Below are 17,948 nucleotides of genomic sequence, written 5' to 3' on the forward strand. Positions count from 1 at the left end.
ACCCCTTGATTTCTCTTATTGATACGCCAGCGCGCCGGGAAGAAAGACCTCAGCCACCATCAAAGGTTTTTCTTCGATATGAAACAATGAGCGGCGGCCCCACAAGGAGTGCGTCACTTCAAGATTAGCCATTTTTGCTAGCTCACAGACCCGTTGAGACGGAGCGATTTCGGCCACCTGAAGCACTTTTCGGGTGAGTTTTGGGTTGTTAAACAACACCTGACCTAAAGGTTGCTCACCAAGTTCGGCTAACGTCTTTTGATCCCCGGTTAACGAGCTTGAGGGTAACAATGAACGGGCATAAACCACCGGTTGATCATCACAATAGAGTAATACTTCACGCACCAGCACTTTCTCACCTTCGCAGATACCCATCGTAGCACGTTCGCCTTTGATGGCCTCATGGGCAGGGCAAGCTTGTAATGCCTGACCTAACAACAGAACTCGAAAATCGTTGCAGTGGCGTTTTAACCGGGCGGTTAGTGAGGTTGGATCTAATAGCCAGTCGCTGAGCACGGATTGCTTAGGGGCTAAGGAAGCATCAACCCAATTTACATCGAGGCCAATGGGAAACTGCTGTTTTAATTTTTCTAGATTAGAGTTCACTGTCACTTCGACTGCTGTTACTTTGACTTTTTTGACTGAAATGCACCATAAAGGCGTAGGCGATACCCGACAACAACCCGACTAAATGCGCGGTGTTTGCTACATTTATCGGCATAAAGTCGGTAAAGCCTAACACCAGCCAAAACAGTAAAAAGCCAATAATAGGCTTTTCTAAATGAATTTTATGACCCGGGTTTAGATAACCAAACCACCAGACAAAACCTACCGTCGCGTAGACAACACCGGAAAGGCCACCAAAATTGGGGCCGGCAACGTAAAACTGCGCGGTATTGGATAACAGTGCCGAGCCAATAAATAACAAAGCAATTCGGCCAACCCCCAGGTTCTGTTCAATTTGTCCGCCCAGTTGCCACCACCACAAGGTGTTAAAGGCAATATGTAAAAATGAGAAATGAAAAATTGCCGGAGTCAGCCAGCGCCAGGGTTCATCCATGGTTTGACTAATGTCCCCGAGTTGATTGAATTTCAATGCACTAAACGCCGGCTCAAAGGCAATTAACGAAATGAAATACACGACCCAGCACAGAGCAAAGATCGAGAGGGTAAACCAACCGGCCTTGGCTTTAAGGTTGGTTGCGATTTCTTTGGAAAGCTTTTGCCCCGATTGAATGTTCAGGCTTGAGCCACTTTGCCAAGCGGACTGTTGAAATTTGTTTTGGTGCGGGTTTCTCACAAATTCGGAAAATTCCGATTTTGCCAATTCTAACTTGTCGGGATCGCAATAGATCACATGTGGGAACGGCTCGTTGGCCTCAGAATCACTCGAAACTGGCCGGCTGTCGGCTTCGATTCCCTGATTTTGCAGATAGCGGACAAAGATTTTTGCCATACCGGACTGCTTAACTTTTACCAGAGGAACCAGTTCATTCATGTTTTGCGCTCGATTTAGTGTTTATTATTTATCGTTCAACTTTGTCGCTCAACTTTATCGCTCAATTTTATCGGGATGGAGTAATCCCCATTGCTCAAAACCGCCGTCGAGAGAATAGACGTCGGTAAAATCCTGGCTGATCAGAAATTGCGCCGCCTGTTGCGAAGAAATTCCATGATAACAACATACGACAGTAGGTACATCATAGTCTGCCTGATGGAGAAAATCAGTCAAATTGTCATTGGTAAGATGCACAGCTCCGGGGATATGGCTGCTATTAAAAGAGTTCGCATCACGAATATCAACGATCACATAGTTTTTGTTAGCCAGGCCTTCGGCCACTTGCTGGGCATTAATATGCTTAAAGGTTACTTCATTATTTTGCACGGAAAAATCTCTGTCGCATTAGATAACAGGATGTTAGCAATCCTGGTGGAGAAGTTAAAGGCAGGAAGCGCCATGGTCACGAAAATATAACCATGGCGTTTACGATTTTGTATCAATCTGACGTGCTTAGTCTCAACGGTAAGAATTGTTGATCGCCTAATCCCAGTTTAATATCACTTTTCCTGAATTTCCCGAGAGCATGGCATCGAAGCCCTGCTGGAAATCATCAATGGGAAAATGGTGGGTAATAATCGGAGATAAATCCAAACCCGATTGGATCAGTGAGGCCATTTTATACCAGGTCTCAAACATTTCTCGGCCATAAATGCCTTTAATGGTTAAGCCTTTAAATATCACTTTGCTCCAGTCAATAGCCATGTCTTGTCCCGGAATGCCCAGCATGGCAATTTTACCACCATTGTTCATATTCTCTAGCATATCGCTAAATGCGACTGGAACCCCGGACATTTCCATACCGACGTCAAAACCTTCGGTCATGCCCAGCTCGTCCATGACATCTTTGAGGTTTTCTTTACTGACATTAACCGCTCGAGTTGCCCCCATTTTGCGGGCGAGATCTAATCGGTATTCGTTGATATCCGTGATTACGACGTGGCGAGCACCGACGTGCTTAGCAACCGCTGCAGCCATAATGCCAATGGGGCCTGCGCCAGTTATCAATACATCTTCACCGACTAAATCAAATGATAACGCGGTATGCACGGCATTGCCGAATGGGTCAAAAATTGCCGCTAAATCATCGCTGATTTCATCGGGTAATTTAAACGCGTTGTATGCGGGAATGACCAGATATTCGGCAAAGCTTCCGGTGCGATCCACACCAACACCAAAGGTGTTATTGCATAAGTGGCGACGACCGGCACGACAGTTGCGGCAATGACCACAGGTGATATGACCTTCGCCAGAAACCCGATCACCAATATTGAAACCACGGACCTCCTGGCCCATATCAATGATTTCACCGGCGTATTCATGGCCAACCACCATAGGCACAGGAATGGTTTTTTGTGACCATTCATCCCAATTATAAATATGAATGTCGGTGCCACAAATGGCGGTTCTTTTAATCTTAATCAACAGATCATTGTGACCCATTTCCGGTTTGGGTGAATCTGTCATCCAGATGCCAGGTTCAGCCTTTAACTTTGCTAAGGATTTCATCGTTATCTACCTAAATAATGCCCATGTCTTTACCGATACGGATAAAGGCATCAATTGCTTTATCTAACTGCGCCTGTGTATGCGCAGCTGAGATTTGGGTGCGAATACGAGCCTGGCCTTTGGGAACCACAGGAAAAGAGAAACCAATCACATAAATGCCCTGGGCTAAAAGTCGGTCGGCCATATCAGACGCTACTTTGGCATCGCCCAGCATTACCGGGACGATGGCATGATCCGCGCCGGCACAGGTAAAACCAGCAGCTTCCATTTTGCTACGAAAATAGGCGGCATTTGATTTTAATGTCTGACGAAGTTCACCACCATCTGCCAACATGTCTAGCACCTTGATTGACGCGCTAACAATGGCAGGAGCCAATGAGTTTGAGAATAAATATGGGCGAGAACGTTGGCGCAACCATTCAACAATTTCTTTTTTACCGGATGTATAACCACCGGATGCACCACCCATGGCCTTACCTAACGTACCGGTAATGATATCGACGCGACTCATAACATCACAGTATTCATGAGAGCCTCGACCGTCCTCACCAACAAAGCCAACGGCGTGGGAATCATCTACCATCACCAGAGCATTGTATTTATCGGCTAAATCACAAATGCCTTTTAGGTTGGCAATAACACCATCCATTGAAAATACACCGTCAGTGGCAATTAACTTGTAGCGAGCGCCTGCGGCATCGGCAGCAATCAATTGCGCTTCCAATTCTTTCATATCGTTATTCGCGTAACGAAAACGCTTGGCTTTACATAAACGCACGCCATCAATGATAGAGGCATGGTTTAATGCATCGGAGATAATTGCATCTTCAGGGCCTAGGATAGTTTCAAACAAACCGGCATTGGCATCGAAACAGGAGGAATAAAGAATGGTATCTTCCATGCCTAAGAAGGCGCTTAGCTTTTGCTCTAAGGTTTTATGGATATCCTGAGTACCACAGATAAAACGCACCGATGCCATACCAAAACCGTGGTCATCAAGACCTGCTTTCGCAGCGGCGATCAATTGCGGGTGATTGGCCAGACCCAGGTAATTATTGGCACAAAAGTTAATGACATCTTCACCACTACTGACCGCAATTTCGGCCTGCTGTGCGGAGGTGATAACGCGTTCTGCTTTGTAAAGACCTTCGTCTTTAACCTGGTCAATTTGTTGTTGAAGGTGTTGTAAAAAATTTGCTGCCATATGCGCCTCAGATAACATGTTGGAACGGCCAAAAAAATTGGCCGATATTGTACGCTTATTCTTAATGAATTAAAGGTCTGAAGGCCGATAACGGTCTGTTCAGCCTAAAAAACATTATTGTACTGCAACTGCTTGTGTTATTGCTTTAATAAGGCAGTGGTCTGGCTTTTACCCGTGTTTTAATTGTTCATAAATATTTACGATGGAAGCGCAAATGATCTTCAATAAAGGTACTGATAAAAAAGTAGCTATGATCAAATCCTTCAGCAGCGGTGTAATCCAGCACTTTTCCTTTACCTTCACAGGCTTCAATAAGGGCCTGTGGCTTTAACTGTTCGTTTAAAAAATCATCCGACAGCCCTTGAGTAACTTTCAACGGTAACGCCAAAAAAGGGTCGTCACTTGCCAGTGAATTTATCAATTCACAGCTATCCCACTGCCACCAACTTTCCTGGTTATCACCAAGATACCCTGCCAGGGCTTTTTGTCCCCATGGACAATTCATTGGGTTGGTAATTGGCGCAAATGCACTTACCGATTGATACATTCCTGGATTTTTAATGGCACAAATCAGCGCGCCATGGCCACCCATTGAATGACCAGAAATGGATTTCTTATCCGTGACATTAAAATTTTCTGCAATGATGGCGGGTAATTCTTTGGTCACATAGTCGTACATTTGATAATGGTTTTGGTACTGGGGAGCGCTGGCATTGACATAAAAACCTGCGCCGAGGCCAAAATCATAGGCACCATGGATATCGTCTGGTACGTCATCACCCCTGGGGCTGGTATCAGGCATCACCAGAATCATCCCCAATTCATCGGCAACCCGTTGAGCGCCGGCTTTGGTACTAAAATTTTCATCATTACAGGTAAGGCCGGATAACCAGTAGAGCACAGGCAACGCTTGTTCACTAGCTAAGGCGGGTTGGTAAATGGCAAATGTCATTTGGCAATGATTGACATTGGAATGGTGGCTAAACCTTTGGTGGTTGCCGGAAAACATACGATTGCTGCTAACGCGACAAAGGGCTGTGGTCATAAATGGTTCTCGTGTGAATCTGTGATTAATATTAGATCGTTTTGACAAACGAGCTGATTGTTATGAAGCGCATTTTATCTAAATGCGCTACTTATCAAAGTGAATGACGGAACGAATACTCTTTCCTTCATGCATCAGCTCAAAGGCATGATTGATATCCTTAAGGCCCATGGTATGGGTGATAAAATCATCCAGACGGAATTTACCTGCCAGATAATCTTCGACATAACCCGGCAGTTGTGAACGTCCTTTGACGCCGCCAAACGCGGTGCCACGCCACACACGTCCGGTTACCAATTGAAATGGACGGGTGCTGATTTCCTGGCCTGCGCCGGCAACACCAATAATGACGGATTCGCCCCAGCCTTTGTGACAACACTCTAAGGCAGAGCGCATGGTATGGACATTACCAATACACTCAAAGGAATAATCAACACCACCATCGGTGAGATCGACAATCACGTCCTGAATCGGATCCCCATATTCCTGTGGATTAATACAATCAGTAGCGCCCAGTTTAGTGGCTAACTCAAACTTATCCGCATTGATATCAACAGCAATGATGCGTTGTGCACCCGCCATTACCGCACCGATCACAACGGAAAGACCAATACCACCAAGTCCAAATATCGCTACCGTGTCACCGGGCTTAACATTGGCTGCGTTGACTACAGCCCCCATTCCAGTGGTAACCCCGCAGCCTAATAAACAGACTTCTTTCAGTGGTGCTTGTTTGTTGATTTTCGCCAGTGCGATTTCCGGCAGGACCGTATATTCGGAGAACGTTGAGGTCCCCATGTAGTGAAAAATCTCATTACCATGCAGTGAAAACCTCGTCGTACCATCGGGCATTAGCCCTTGGCCTTGCGTAGTACGGATTTTTTGACAAAGATTGGTTTTACCAGATAAACAAAACTTACATTGGCCACATTCTGGTGTGTATAGTGGGATCACATGATCGCCAACCGCAACACTGGTGACGCCCTCGCCAATCTCTTCGACAACACCACCGCCTTCATGGCCGAGTATGCTGGGAAAAATACCTTCAGGATCATCACCACTTAGGGTAAATGCATCAGTATGACAGACACCACTGGCGACAATTCTTACTAACACTTCACCCGCTTTTGGAGGTTGTACACTCACTTCTTCAATGGTTAGCGGTTGGCCTGCTCCCCAGGCAACAGCGGCGCGAGATTTTATCATGATTAACTCCCGGTTAATTTAGAAAACAGTATAGTTCAACTACTTCTGGGAGCGCTTAAAATGGGCGGTTTGCTCCAATATTTAGGGAGCAACTGCAGAAACGTTTTTGCTCTCTATCGTAGTAAATGTTTTATCAAACAACACCTTATTATCAAGTGTCATGATCTGCAAGCGCCAGTCACCTTCGATTATCTCGTAGTCTTGAGCAAGTACAAACCGAATAGATGCATCATGTCCGACAGACAGCAGTAGGGTTTTTTCTTCAGAATGCTCTTTGATAGCCTCAGGCAGTGTCCACTTATACTTGACCATTGTTCTGGCCCAACGTTCTACATCATCGTCTGTATCGACTGTGAGTCTGGCACCAAATGTTGCGCCTTTTTTCAGGGGCACACTGGTAAATGACCGGTCTTCGATTGCAATTTCATCGGTTACCAGTGGTTCGCGATTTTCAGCCTTGTATATGCCAAATTCAATGTCATCTAAATAAAGGTTGGTGGTTTTGAGTTCATAGCTGTCAATAATTTGCTGATTAAATTGCTTTAATTGTTCCTGATTAAACGTGTTGTTATGGCTTATGAAGTTCACCGCGCTGCGGATTTCTTCAAAAAATTCTTTTTCAAATGCTCTTTTTTCTTTGTCGGTTTTATCAAGTAGGAACAAGGTGTTAAAACAAGCATCCAAATCTTGCTCAGTTCCGGTACCTAGACATTTTGCTGTTGCGATACCAAGCTCGCCAAACTTATGTTCTTGTTCCAACGCTTTCTGGAAGTAAAGGAAAGATTGATCTACGTCTCTTTCTATCACTAAGCCCTTTTGATAAAGATTCGCTAAACGATAGCTTGCCTCTGCATACCCATGTTCCGACGATTTTTTATACCAATCAATCGCTTTGTTAATGTCCTTATCATATTCCTTCCCCTGATGGTAAAAGCTACCGATAGTGAACATGGCTCTATTTTCGCCAAGACCCGCCGATAAGTTGTAATAGTGTGCGGCTCTAGCAAAATCTTTTTTGGTCGCCATGTCCAAGGTATAACCGTCGGCAATGTTAATAAAATCTTCCGCATAGCTTTTATCGGCATGTTCACCGGTCGGTAGGGGGAGATCTAATTTACGACGAATAAAGTCATCGATAAAACCGAACATGTGCCTATCTCCTTCCCAAACATGATGCCCATGGCCCACGCCCTTATAGAAAAGGTATTCGACTTCTTTATTCAGTTGTTGCAAACGGTACTTCATTCGATTTGCCTGCTCGAAATCGGCGCGTTTATCTTCGGTACCCGCCATAAGCAAAATTGGAGGATGTATTTGTTCGGCGAAATAAAATGGCGAAACGTCTTTTAGTGATTCATCCTGCTCGCCCACTACTTTTCTTATTTCTTTGCGACTTTCTTCCAAAGTCCGGTAATTAGTCGCGTTGAATAATAATGGCAAGTCGTAGATTCCGAATAGGGACACGACACATTCATATTGCGCCGGATGTGCAATTGCTAACATCACGGCTGAGTATCCGCCGTAACTGGCACCAATTGAACACATGTGTTCAAACTTATGTTCCTGTTGTACCTGATTGACTACAGCTGTGATGTCCTGTTCTATGACTTGTCCAAACTGGCCTCGGCCGCTATTTAAAAAGGCCTTACCGAAACCTTTAGAACCTCGGAAGTTGACATTAAGAATGGAATATCCACGACTTGCTAAGTATTGAATTTCTGGGTTGAAGGCAGCAGTATCGCGAACGCCAATCGGACCACCATGAGGATATACTAACAATACGCCATTGCTATTTTTTTTCGGCTTAGTCAGTATCGCCTCGATAGCAATATTGTCTTCCGTCGTTACCGAAAAGGTTTTTGCAGAAGTAAATAGAATATCTTCCAAATCCAAAAATTTACGATGTAACAAGGTCGCTTTATTGTTTTTTGCATCGTAATAATAATAGGTTCCGGGATCATCTGCGGCAAAGGTGGCCACTATTTTGAAATCCTCGTTCAATGAGGTATCGAGAATTGTTAAGTTCTGACCATCAAAAGTTTCTTTGAGTTTTTGCGCCAATTGCTTTTGTTCTGCTGCGATATACTCGGTTCGGGCAATGCCGTGATCCAGATACATTACGGATTTTACGCCTTCGCCCTGTTCATCAAGTGTCGCCCCGGTCAGGTCATACATAGGGTGCTGGTAAAGTATGTTACCAATGGTTTGGGTGTCGATATCGAAAGCGACTAAAGAGACTTTGTCCTGATCTTTATCTGTAAGTACGGCGAATGTATTTTCGTCGAGTAATCCGATGGGTCTGAAGTAGGTCTCATCTTCCATGGTTAAATAAGAGCGCCAGGATTTTGCCCCTGGAGGTAAAAACCAAAATTCTAATTCCTCGTCATCTCGGGTGACTGACAACAAAGATTTGCTTTTTGGATCATAAGCATAATGAATGCCCCTTTTAAGGGGGTTGGCAAAAATAATACTATTTTCCACATTGCCAGTTTCTAGTTGTTCTGGACTGGTTTTGATCAGCTTAGTTTTTTTTCGCTTGCCGGTGTTGTAAGCAAATAAAAGTTGATTTGGCTTATCAGCCAAAGGAGCTATCAGGTAGCCCTCGGCTTTTGCCTTTTTCCAGGATCCTTTTGGGTTTTCTTTAGAGAAATCGATATGAATAAAACCGTAAAAGTCTCTTAATGCCACATACACGGTTTTATTATCAATCCAGGTATATTGATTTATGTTTAAATTTTTCTCATGTTTGTTGAACTTTAACAGGGGGGAGCGTTTACCTGTGATAGGTTCGACCAAATCTAAAACCCGATAGTCATCGCGAATATCATAGCTAAGAATATATTGGCCATCGGGGCTGATTTGCATGGAAATATGCTCGGGATTTCGAAACAGTTTACTTGCTGGTATTGGGTTTACGGCCCACGTTGATGTACTGATTATGGCCGTTAGCAGGAGAACGATAATCGCTTTCATTATAAATCTCCTTTTTCATTGTTATTTAGGACAATGTCAAAGAACTCGTCTTCTCCCGGACCATGATACGTCAGCTTACGGTTTGCCAAAATTGTAGAGAAGTCATCCTGTAAAAACTCCAGGGCAAGAGAGGATTTATTCATCAATTCTACACGATGGCGTCTAGACCACCAGCCGCTGGTTTGAACATCTAGGTGACCGACATAACTTATCACGCCTTTTTCGACCTTAAAATTCCAAAGGTCATCTTCGAAGCCGACAATACTGAACCAATTGTTAAGTTTTATCTTATGAATTTGATATTCACCTTCGGGCAGGTTTATCAGAATATAATTAGTCCCACTGCGCAGATCATCAGCGGTCAGCCAGATGTCTTTTTCTCCACTAATCCAGATTTTGTTTAAGCTAATGCTGGTATCTACAGCAATGAGAAGATAGCCTTCATCGACTTCAAGTTTATTATCAATATCTTCTTTGATACTGGTGACATTAGAGGCACAGCTGGCAGTGAGAATTGCCAGGGCGATGAGAATTAATCTACGGAAATAATCCATTATCCAGTTGCTCTATTGCAGAAGTAAACATTTCCTGAATTATTACTTCCTTGTAAAAAAACGTCATTCATTATATGAACAATCGTTTTCGAAAGTAAAATTATCCTGTGGTATTTTGTCCTTGTTTCAGCAGGTTGGTGAAATATCTGGACATTTGTTGAATTTGTCTAGTCAACGTATAATTCTTTAATAACTTCAATCAGTTTACGGGTAGCCGTTTGTTTTCTTTACTGATCTATCAATTACTATCATTACTACTTCTTCCCCTTTTGCTGTTAGCTCTACTGGTCCGTTCCAGAAAACAAGTGGCTTATCGACAACGCATTGGCGAACGCCTCGGATGGGTTGGTATCCAACAGCACGGTGGCATCATTGTTCATGCTGCCAGTGTCGGTGAAGTGATGGCCATTAAGCCGATTGTTGAAGGTTTATTAAAACAATATCCCGAATTACCGCTAACCGTTACCACGTTTACGCCAACAGGATCGGCGCAGGTGACAAAACAGTTCGGTGACCGAGTTCAGCACTGTTACATCCCGTTAGATAATATGATTAGCGTTAATCTGTTCTTATCGACCTTGAAGCCTAAGTTATTGATTTTAATGGAGACAGAGCTTTGGCCGCAGCTGATTCACAGCACATTTAAACGCAATATTCCGTTATTGTTGATTAATGCCCGCTTGTCGCAAAAATCTTTGGCAAGTTATCAGAAACTGCGTTGGTTGATTTCACCGGCATTAAATAAATTTCATCGAATCCTCGCCCAAAGTGAGGAGAATCGGGATCGCTTTATTTCTTTAGGGGCGGCCCCAGAACGGGTAAGTCATAGCGGAAATTTGAAATACGATATCCGCTTAACGGAAGCGCTGGAAACCAAAGTTGAGGCCTTACGACAATTGCCTATTGCGAATCATCGAGTGGTGGTTGCAGGCAGTACCCATCAAGGAGAAGAAGCTTTAATCATCAAAGCGTTTATCAATGTAAAAGAACTCTATCCCGATTTATTGCTTGTTCTGGTACCCCGTCATCCAGAACGTTTTGATAAAGTACAGGATTTATGCCAGCAACATGGTCTTGCGGTGGCACGTCGTTCTGCCAATGACGCTATCGGTGAACAAACCGATGTTTGGCTCGTTGATACGCTGGGAGAGTTACTCGCATTTTATGGTATCGCCGATATCTGTATTGTTGCCGGAAGCTTTTTTGAGGTAGGTGGGCATAACCCATTAGAGCCGGCGCTATTTGCCAAACCCATTATCGTTGGCCCTAATATGGCGAATTTTAATGATGTATGTGAGCAGTTACTGCGCGCTGAAGGTATGGTTCAGCTTAAAGGGGTTCAGCACGCTCCGCACCAACAACAACTGCATCAACATCTTCAGCATGAGCTTCAGCATTTGCTCGGCGCCCGGGATGAAGCCAAAGCTTTAGGCCAAAACGCCGCAGCACTACTGGCGAAAAATCAAGGCGCGGCGCAACGTACGCAAACTGAAATCGAACAACTCCTGAATTAACATCATTCTGGGTGCAGGCATTTATTGCTCAGCCTAGTTTGCTTGTTTGCTCAAAACCCGGTCGATTTGGCTTTGTACCATATCAAAGGTAATTAAGTGCATCAGTTCGCCTTTTGCGCGAGTGCCAAATGGTATCTGCGCCAGAGGTTTTCCCTGTTGTTGTTCAATGGCTTGCTGGTAGACACTAACTACATTATCTCGATATAAATAAGGCCCGGTGCGTTCGGGATTGGAATGGGCATACAGGCCTATCACCGGGGTATTCACGGTAACCGCCATATGTGCAGGTCCGGTATCCGGCGCAATTACTAACTGGGCATTTTCCAACACTGCCAGCATTTGTTTTAACGATGTTTTACCCACCAGGTTTAGTGGCGCCTGGACGCATTGCGATTCAATGGCTTGAGCAAGCTCAACGTCTAACCGGGCAGGGCCACCACATAGCACAACCTGATAGCCAAGCTTGGTTAAGTAGTCTGCCGTTTGAGCATAGCCTTGTGCATGCCAGTTGCGCTCCGCCTTGCTTGCCGCAGGCGAGATCACTACATAATTTTTATCGTCAATATTTTGCTCGACGAATGCCGTATCTTGTTCTCCGTGGGGCATTAGCCAGTGCGGCGCTTCGGTTTTAACACCGATGGCACGGGCAAAGGCCATAAAACCATCCAAAACATGTGGGTTTTTCTGGGCTTCTACGGTTTTTTTGGTAAATAGCCATTGGCCTTCTTTGGCTCTGGCTTTGTCGAAGCCAATTTTGACACTGGCCGGGATGAATAAACTGGCGATGCTGGCACGCAATGCCACCTGCATATGCAATAACACATCAAATGCACGATCTTGCATTTGTTGTCTTAATTCCTGATAGCCACGCCAGCCTTTTGATTTATCGAAGATGATAAATTCGACACCGGGCAGATCCTGTAATAATCGATATTCAATTTTTCCGAGCACCCAGGTAATTTTTATTTCTGGATAGTGTTTTTGAATTTGTTGTACCATAGCCACGGCGTGACAAACATCACCAATAGCGGATAACCTTAGAATACAAAGAGATTTTAGGTTGGAGAGCTGCGCTGTCATAATTGAAAATCCGCGTAAGGCTGACCACTTTTGACCAGCTGACTAAATGAAAGGCTTATTATCTTGAACCTGCAAAGATTTGTAAAACAATCGTCATTAAATCTTTTCCAACAGGGCGCTATTACCTGTGCCTATTATGGGGATATTTTAGCGGATTTTGAGCCGGGCATGTTTTCAGGCGTATATTGGCAGGAAAAAGGATTGGTTACCGGCACTGCAACAGGGCGTGGCACAACCTACTTTATCGAACACCAGGGCAGTAAACTGGTGCTTCGGCATTATTATCGTGGCGGACTCATTGGTAAGTTTATCGATGATAGTTATGTATTCACCTCAATGATGAATACTCGGGCGGCGCAAGAATTTAGATTGTTAATGCATCTGCAGTCTTTAAACCTCCCTGCACCAGTGCCGGTTGGGTTTGCCGTACGCCGCAAAGGGGTGAGTTATTCGGCAGATATTTTAACCGAGCGGATTGCGGAATCTCAGGATTTGGTCGGGTATCTTGTTGAAAAAAGTCTGACGACAGGGCAATGGCAGGACGTTGGCGCAACCATCGGTCAATTTCATCAAAGTGGCATTTTTCATCATGATCTCAATTGTCATAACATTATGCTCGATAAGCAGGGCAAAGTATGGCTAATTGATTTTGATCAAGGGAAAGTAAAAACCGCGATGGGATCGTGGTGTCATAAGAATTTAGAGCGTTTATTACGGTCGTTTCGCAAAGAACGAGAGCGACTCTCTGGATTTCAGTGGCAGGAAAGTGATTGGCAGGCGCTGATGCAAGGTTATCAGCGCGCGATAACGTCCGAGTGAAAAGGTAAACACCGGACGTCAGTGCTATCAATATGTTTCGCTGAGCCGCGAAACGGCTTATTAAGCCGTAACCGCAGACTCCGCAGCTTGTTGCTCTAATTCACGATAGTGACCGCGGGCTTTCTCGAAATCTTCCCGAGCGCTATCGGTTACGTAAGGGCTAAGCAAGGCGAAAATCTTCATCAAACCTTGATAGAGTGCAGCATCATCGATTTTTGGCTCATCGTGTTGGGTCTGCAGGTAACTCAACCAAAACGTTGTTGTAATACGCAAAAGACACGTTAAATCATCAAGCTCTTCTTCTCTGATATTCAGGATTTCCGCTTCTTTCAGGGAAACCAGCATGCTGGATACCTTTTTGATAATTTCTCTTTGGATCTCTGAATAACGTTTTTTCAACGAAGGATTTTTGCTTAATAAAACCGGTAAGTTGGAATAGAAGAATCGAAATTTTGAGATCAGCTGAAATACAATATCCATGTATTGCAGTATCGAATCCAATGGATTTTCAGTGTCGGACAAACGCTGGAACTGAGAGATTAAATCGTCGGCATATTCCGCATAAATTGCAGAGATGATGTCTTCTTTATTCCGAAAATGGTAATAAAGGTTGCCAGGGCTAATACCCAAATGAGCGGCAATATGATTGGTGGTAATATTACGCTCGCCTTGTTCATTGAATAACTCAATGCTGGCGTGGATGATTTTGTCTCTAGTTTTCATTCCCTTTTAAATCCTGAATGATACAGCCGCTTGCTATACTCAAATATTGTACGAATTTTAACATCATACACTTTAAATTAAGCAAAAGTGAATCTTTTTGAGTATTTACTTTAAGCGCGTTTGAAGATAATTTTGCTTTGCGTAAATCCACAGTTACAATGAGCCTAATATTTCTGTTGAATCAGTATCATGAAAAACAAAGCAATTTATCCCGGTACGTTTGATCCGGTTACCAATGGCCACCTCGATTTAATTGAACGGGCAGCCGATTTATTTGAACATGTGGTTGTTGGTGTTGCCGCGTCGCCCAGTAAAAAACCAAGATTCGAGTTGGCACATCGTGTTGCCATGATAGAAAACATCACCAAACATCTGAATAACGTCAGCGTTGAAGGGTTTAGTGGACTGTTAGTGGATTTTGCTCAAAAAGTTGATGCTAAAGTATTGATACGTGGTTTACGTGCGGTTTCGGATTTTGAATACGAGTTTCAGCTAGCGAACATGAATCGTCGTTTATTGCCCGACTTAGAAAGCGTCTTTTTAACACCAGCCGAAGAAAATTCCTTTATCTCGTCAACCTTAGTGAAAGAGGTTTCACTACACGGTGGTGACGTTAGTGGATTTGTTCATCCGCATGTCAAAGAAGCGCTGGATAAAACCCTGTTTAATAAAGCTGGCAAGGTTTAACCAACCCAATTTTTAAATCAAGGGGTCAGAGTTGTTGAAATATCAACAACTCTGACCCCTTGATTATCTGGCCTGACATTTGGAGCAATAAACCGTCGCTCGCCCACCTTGTTTAATTTCTTTTAACGTACTGCCGCATACCACACAGTCTTCGCCACCACGGCCATAAACCTGCAGTTCCTGGGCAAAATAGCCAGGCTTACCATCCGATTGGGTAAAGTCTTTGAGTGTTGTACCACCTTGCTTGATGGCTTTGGCCAGAACGTCTTTGACGATAAGGGTTAACGCATCGTAGCGCTTTCGACTGATTTTGCCGGCAGGTGTTGTTGGCCGAATACCAGCCTGGAATAAGGATTCGTTCGCATAGATATTACCAACACCAACCACGATATGATTGTTCATTAAAAAGGTTTTTATCGGCACGCTTTTATTGCGAGATTTCTCATATAAATAGCCTTGCGGGAAATTATCCGTTAAAGGCTCTGGGCCCAGCGCACTTAACAGAGGGTGGGCGCTGACATCCCCTTTCAGCCACAAAATGGCACCGAAGCGTCGCGGGTCGTTTAAGCGTAGCGCTTTGCCTGTTGTTATTACCAGATCAAAGTGATCGTGCTTTTTAAGGGGGAATGCCTTATCGATTACCCGAATGGTACCGGACATGCCCAGATGTAGTAGCAGGGTTCCTTTCACTGTTTTGAGTAACAGATACTTGGCGCGGCGTTCAACCGCAAGAATTTCTTCTCCCTGAACTTCGTCGATATCCTCAGAAACCGGCCAGCGCATTTGTTGATTGCGGACAATCACTTTGTCGACTGTCTGATTTAAAACATGGGGTTCAATGCCTTGTCGGCATACTTCAACTTCGGGTAATTCAGGCATATATAACCATTGATTAATCTTACAATTGACAAATTTTAGCGGCTTTATTCAGACTCTATCCGAGTGCTGGTATCAACATCTGTTTGAGGATTTTCGTCGTTATCTTCATCGCTGTGTGTGTTTGCTTCGACTCTGCTTTTTTTTGCGGGTTCCTCAAACTGCTCATATCCTAAACCTACTTGAGGCTCTGAATTGACGCGATCAATTTTAGCAATGTCTTCAATACGAAATACTAATTCGCCAGAGTTTTCGATATCTTTATAATCATGGATCAGATCACCATCACCCCAATATTTTACATTTTCGAGAAGTATAAAGCCTGAATTTAGTTGATTGTCACCAATCTTTTGATAAATCGCCTTGCTTACTTGTGCGTAATAATAGTACGACTCTATCTCATCACCTTCTTCAGGGACATTAAACTGAGTAAAAACCCATATTTTGGGTTGTTGACCATTGGCGGATAACGCCGTCGCTTCTTCTTCTAATGAGCAGGCGCTTAATAGTAACAGGGTGCTGAGTAATGCAATTCTTTTTAACATGGTTATTGGCTTGTGTTGTTTGAATTTGAACAGACAATATGCGTTTTTAATGATATTTGCAAAGAGCAATTATTTATTCGCTGTTGAATAAAGTTTGCTGGGTTTAAAAGAGAAGTTCGAACAGGAGTTTGGAAAAGTGTCAGGCATAAAAAAAGCCGGTATTAACCGGCTTTTTAAAAGACCAATATCAATTACTTGATTTTGGCTTCTTTGTAGATCACATGCTTACGAGCTTTTGGATCAAACTTTTTGATTTCCATCTTTTCTGGCATGGTCTTTTTATTTTTGTCAGTCGTATAAAAATGACCAGTACCTGCAGATGAAACTAAACGAATTTTATCACGCATGGTTCAGTTCCTTAGATTTTCTCACCACGGGCACGGATGTCTGTTAATACAGCATCAATACCATTTTTATCGATAATACGCATTCCTTTAGGGGTTACGCGCAATTTAACAAAACGGTTCTCACTTTCAACCCAGAAACGGTGCGTTTGTAGGTTTGGTAAAAAACGACGACGTGTAGCATTCATCGCGTGAGAGCGGTTATTACCTACCATCGGTTTTTTGCCGGTTACTTGGCAAACTTTAGACATTTGAGTCACTCCAAAAAATATTTCAGCTCGAGCTATTTTCTCCCCAGGCCGTCGCCTACGGGATCCTGAAAAAGGCCGCAGATTATACAGGCACGATTTCTATTGATCAAGCGTTATCGCCTATAAAATAGACGTTTGTTGCTGGTGGCGCGATTATACTGATCTTTTGTTGAAAACAAAAATTAAAATCGGCGCTTTTTAAAATTATTCGATAAATTTCGTTATTTTACGTAGCAAGCGTAAATCAATTGTTAATCGATAGTGGTTAGTCGATATATCTCGGTATTACAGTTCACCACATTCTGCGAACGAGTAGGTCAGGTGTCCTGCCACAATGATATGGTCAAGCACCCTGACGTCGATTAACCCTAATGCCTGGATTAATCGCTTGGTTATTTGTTTATCCGCCAGTGAAGGCTTTACAATGCCAGAGGGGTGATTGTGACTTAAGATAACAGCACAGCTACCGAGTTGCAGCGCATGTTCAACAATCACTCTTGGGTAAACCGTGGCAGCATCAATGGTGCCATAAAACAGTTTTTTAAAGCTAATAATACGATGTTGGTTATCCAGAAACAGAACGGCGAACACTTCGTGGGGCTCAAGTTTTAATGCGCTAATTAAAAAATGCTTGGTCTGGGTCGAGCTTTGCAGCGCCTGACGCTGACAAAGGGGTTCTTGCAATAAACGCTGCGTCAACACAAGACAGGCTTGCAGTTGTGCATATTTGGCAATCCCGGCGCCATGGCTTTTGCAAAAGCTAACCGCATCGGCACCGAATAAGGCCTGTAAATTTCCAAATTGCTTTATTAGATTCTGAGCAAGGGTTAATACATTCGTATTGCGACTACCGGTTTGGAATATTAATGCTAATAATTCACTGTTGGTCAGCGCCTGTGCACCTTGCGTTATGAGTTTTTCTCTGGGGCGCTCTGCATTTGGCATTTCTTTTATCATCGGATCCATCCCTGAAATTTACAGTAAAAACGACTGATTGAATATTCACTGTGTGTTGGTACTTGCTAACATCCAAAGGACAGGATTAAAATAACCTATTAAA

Annotated in this window: 19 protein-coding genes; 3 read left to right on the forward strand and 16 right to left on the reverse strand. The window is 43.7% G+C overall.

Translation table 11 applies throughout. The annotated features are described in order from the left end of the window. Nucleotides 1-15: 15 nt before the first annotated feature. The 9 genes from FE810_RS11325 to FE810_RS11365 form a co-directional block, all read right to left on the reverse strand. Nucleotides 16-606 (reverse strand): chorismate--pyruvate lyase family protein, encoded by a 591-nt coding sequence (locus tag FE810_RS11325; RefSeq protein WP_246037029.1) that lies wholly within the window; start codon nucleotides 604-606, stop codon nucleotides 16-18. Then, nucleotides 596-1,498, reverse strand: coding sequence for a rhomboid family intramembrane serine protease GlpG (gene glpG / locus FE810_RS11330; protein ID WP_138320166.1), 903 nt, complete (start codon nucleotides 1,496-1,498; stop codon nucleotides 596-598). Before glpG ends, FE810_RS11325 begins: the two co-directional genes overlap by 11 nt. A 54-nt stretch (nucleotides 1,499-1,552) precedes the next feature. After that, the gene (gene glpE, locus FE810_RS11335; RefSeq protein ID WP_138320167.1) at nucleotides 1,553-1,885 is read right to left on the reverse strand and encodes a thiosulfate sulfurtransferase GlpE; all 333 of its coding nucleotides are present in this window, start codon (nucleotides 1,883-1,885) and stop codon (nucleotides 1,553-1,555) included. Nucleotides 1,886-2,041: 156 nt separating this feature from the next. Beyond that, complete coding sequence (gene tdh / locus FE810_RS11340; RefSeq protein WP_138320168.1) at nucleotides 2,042-3,067, reverse strand: L-threonine 3-dehydrogenase; 1,026 nt, start codon at nucleotides 3,065-3,067, stop codon at nucleotides 2,042-2,044. 10 nt (nucleotides 3,068-3,077) lie between these two features. Continuing rightward, entirely contained in the window at nucleotides 3,078-4,271 is a 1,194-nt protein-coding gene (locus FE810_RS11345) for a glycine C-acetyltransferase (protein ID WP_138320169.1), read from the reverse strand. A gap of 187 nt (nucleotides 4,272-4,458) precedes the next feature. Next, nucleotides 4,459-5,316, reverse strand: coding sequence for an S-formylglutathione hydrolase (fghA, locus tag FE810_RS11350; protein WP_138320170.1), 858 nt, complete (start codon nucleotides 5,314-5,316; stop codon nucleotides 4,459-4,461). Nucleotides 5,317-5,403: 87 nt separating this feature from the next. Then, a complete protein-coding gene (locus tag FE810_RS11355) occupies nucleotides 5,404-6,522 on the reverse strand; it encodes an S-(hydroxymethyl)glutathione dehydrogenase/class III alcohol dehydrogenase (protein ID WP_138320171.1) in 1,119 nt (372 codons plus the stop codon). A gap of 81 nt (nucleotides 6,523-6,603) precedes the next feature. Then, nucleotides 6,604-9,495, reverse strand: a complete 2,892-nt coding sequence (locus tag FE810_RS11360) for a prolyl oligopeptidase family serine peptidase (RefSeq protein WP_138320172.1) — start codon at nucleotides 9,493-9,495, stop codon at nucleotides 6,604-6,606. After that, nucleotides 9,495-10,049 (reverse strand): hypothetical protein, encoded by a 555-nt coding sequence (locus FE810_RS11365; RefSeq protein ID WP_138320173.1) that lies wholly within the window; start codon nucleotides 10,047-10,049, stop codon nucleotides 9,495-9,497. The genes FE810_RS11360 and FE810_RS11365 overlap by 1 nt, the downstream gene beginning before the upstream one ends. Before the next feature lie 218 nt (nucleotides 10,050-10,267). On the opposite strand from FE810_RS11365, the gene waaA reads away from it, so the two are divergent. Further along, entirely contained in the window at nucleotides 10,268-11,563 is a 1,296-nt protein-coding gene (waaA, locus tag FE810_RS11370) for a lipid IV(A) 3-deoxy-D-manno-octulosonic acid transferase (protein WP_138320174.1), read from the forward strand. Between the two features lie 33 nt (nucleotides 11,564-11,596). On the opposite strand, the gene FE810_RS11375 is transcribed toward waaA, so the two are convergent. Continuing rightward, nucleotides 11,597-12,643, reverse strand: a complete 1,047-nt coding sequence (locus FE810_RS11375) for a glycosyltransferase family 9 protein (protein ID WP_138320175.1) — start codon at nucleotides 12,641-12,643, stop codon at nucleotides 11,597-11,599. A gap of 63 nt (nucleotides 12,644-12,706) precedes the next feature. On the opposite strand from FE810_RS11375, the gene FE810_RS11380 reads away from it, so the two are divergent. After that, nucleotides 12,707-13,462: a 3-deoxy-D-manno-octulosonic acid kinase gene (locus FE810_RS11380; protein WP_246037030.1), complete on the forward strand. Its 756-nt coding sequence runs from the start codon at nucleotides 12,707-12,709 to the stop codon at nucleotides 13,460-13,462. Nucleotides 13,463-13,522: 60 nt separating this feature from the next. Here the strand turns inward: FE810_RS11380 and FE810_RS11385 are convergent, their stop codons facing one another. Then, nucleotides 13,523-14,185, reverse strand: coding sequence for a TetR/AcrR family transcriptional regulator (locus FE810_RS11385; protein WP_138320176.1), 663 nt, complete (start codon nucleotides 14,183-14,185; stop codon nucleotides 13,523-13,525). 189 nt (nucleotides 14,186-14,374) lie between these two features. Between FE810_RS11385 and coaD the strand changes: the two genes are divergently transcribed. Beyond that, nucleotides 14,375-14,872 carry a pantetheine-phosphate adenylyltransferase gene (coaD, locus tag FE810_RS11390; RefSeq protein ID WP_138320177.1) on the forward strand — a complete coding sequence of 166 codons (498 nt, stop codon included), beginning with the start codon at nucleotides 14,375-14,377 and terminating at the stop codon, nucleotides 14,870-14,872. A 63-nt stretch (nucleotides 14,873-14,935) separates the two neighbouring features. Here coaD and mutM read toward each other — a convergent pair whose 3' ends face one another. The 5 genes from mutM to radC all read right to left on the reverse strand — a co-directional run bounded on the left by mutM (nucleotide 14,936) and on the right by radC (nucleotide 17,845). Next, nucleotides 14,936-15,751 carry a bifunctional DNA-formamidopyrimidine glycosylase/DNA-(apurinic or apyrimidinic site) lyase gene (gene mutM, locus FE810_RS11395; protein WP_138320178.1) on the reverse strand — a complete coding sequence of 272 codons (816 nt, stop codon included), beginning with the start codon at nucleotides 15,749-15,751 and terminating at the stop codon, nucleotides 14,936-14,938. Between the two features lie 44 nt (nucleotides 15,752-15,795). Next, on the reverse strand, nucleotides 15,796-16,293 hold the full coding sequence (locus tag FE810_RS11400; protein ID WP_138320179.1) for a hypothetical protein: 498 nt from the start codon (nucleotides 16,291-16,293) through the stop codon (nucleotides 15,796-15,798). A 191-nt stretch (nucleotides 16,294-16,484) separates the two neighbouring features. Further along, nucleotides 16,485-16,640, reverse strand: coding sequence for a 50S ribosomal protein L33 (gene rpmG, locus FE810_RS11405; RefSeq protein ID WP_033078277.1), 156 nt, complete (start codon nucleotides 16,638-16,640; stop codon nucleotides 16,485-16,487). 11 nt (nucleotides 16,641-16,651) lie between these two features. Beyond that, nucleotides 16,652-16,888, reverse strand: a complete 237-nt coding sequence (gene rpmB, locus FE810_RS11410) for a 50S ribosomal protein L28 (RefSeq protein ID WP_138320180.1) — start codon at nucleotides 16,886-16,888, stop codon at nucleotides 16,652-16,654. Between the two features lie 285 nt (nucleotides 16,889-17,173). Then, nucleotides 17,174-17,845 carry a RadC family protein gene (gene radC / locus FE810_RS11415; RefSeq protein WP_138320181.1) on the reverse strand — a complete coding sequence of 224 codons (672 nt, stop codon included), beginning with the start codon at nucleotides 17,843-17,845 and terminating at the stop codon, nucleotides 17,174-17,176. Between the last annotated feature and the right edge of the window lie 103 nt (nucleotides 17,846-17,948).

Origin of the sequence: Thalassotalea litorea (assembly GCF_005843925.1) — a bacterium.
GTDB lineage: Bacteria > Pseudomonadota > Gammaproteobacteria > Enterobacterales > Alteromonadaceae > Thalassotalea_A > Thalassotalea_A litorea_A.

What these genes read in the sequence shown, in the direction of transcription:
- glpG (WP_138320166.1), bottom strand. Translation starts at nt 1,498, where the DNA reads ATGAATGAACTGGTTCCTCTGGTAAAAGTTAAGCAGTCCGGTATGGCA.
- tdh (WP_138320168.1), bottom strand. Translation starts at nt 3,067, where the DNA reads ATGAAATCCTTAGCAAAGTTAAAGGCTGAACCTGGCATCTGGATGACA.
- FE810_RS11345 (WP_138320169.1), bottom strand. Translation starts at nt 4,271, where the DNA reads ATGGCAGCAAATTTTTTACAACACCTTCAACAACAAATTGACCAGGTT.
- fghA (WP_138320170.1), bottom strand. Translation starts at nt 5,316, where the DNA reads ATGACCACAGCCCTTTGTCGCGTTAGCAGCAATCGTATGTTTTCCGGC.
- FE810_RS11355 (WP_138320171.1), bottom strand. Translation starts at nt 6,522, where the DNA reads ATGATAAAATCTCGCGCCGCTGTTGCCTGGGGAGCAGGCCAACCGCTA.
- FE810_RS11360 (WP_138320172.1), bottom strand. Translation starts at nt 9,495, where the DNA reads ATGAAAGCGATTATCGTTCTCCTGCTAACGGCCATAATCAGTACATCA.
- FE810_RS11365 (WP_138320173.1), bottom strand. Translation starts at nt 10,049, where the DNA reads ATGGATTATTTCCGTAGATTAATTCTCATCGCCCTGGCAATTCTCACT.
- FE810_RS11375 (WP_138320175.1), bottom strand. Translation starts at nt 12,643, where the DNA reads ATGACAGCGCAGCTCTCCAACCTAAAATCTCTTTGTATTCTAAGGTTA.
- FE810_RS11385 (WP_138320176.1), bottom strand. Translation starts at nt 14,185, where the DNA reads ATGAAAACTAGAGACAAAATCATCCACGCCAGCATTGAGTTATTCAAT.
- coaD (WP_138320177.1), top strand. Translation starts at nt 14,375, where the DNA reads ATGAAAAACAAAGCAATTTATCCCGGTACGTTTGATCCGGTTACCAAT.
- mutM (WP_138320178.1), bottom strand. Translation starts at nt 15,751, where the DNA reads ATGCCTGAATTACCCGAAGTTGAAGTATGCCGACAAGGCATTGAACCC.
- FE810_RS11400 (WP_138320179.1), bottom strand. Translation starts at nt 16,293, where the DNA reads ATGTTAAAAAGAATTGCATTACTCAGCACCCTGTTACTATTAAGCGCC.
- rpmG (WP_033078277.1), bottom strand. Translation starts at nt 16,640, where the DNA reads ATGCGTGATAAAATTCGTTTAGTTTCATCTGCAGGTACTGGTCATTTT.
- rpmB (WP_138320180.1), bottom strand. Translation starts at nt 16,888, where the DNA reads ATGTCTAAAGTTTGCCAAGTAACCGGCAAAAAACCGATGGTAGGTAAT.
- radC (WP_138320181.1), bottom strand. Translation starts at nt 17,845, where the DNA reads ATGATAAAAGAAATGCCAAATGCAGAGCGCCCCAGAGAAAAACTCATA.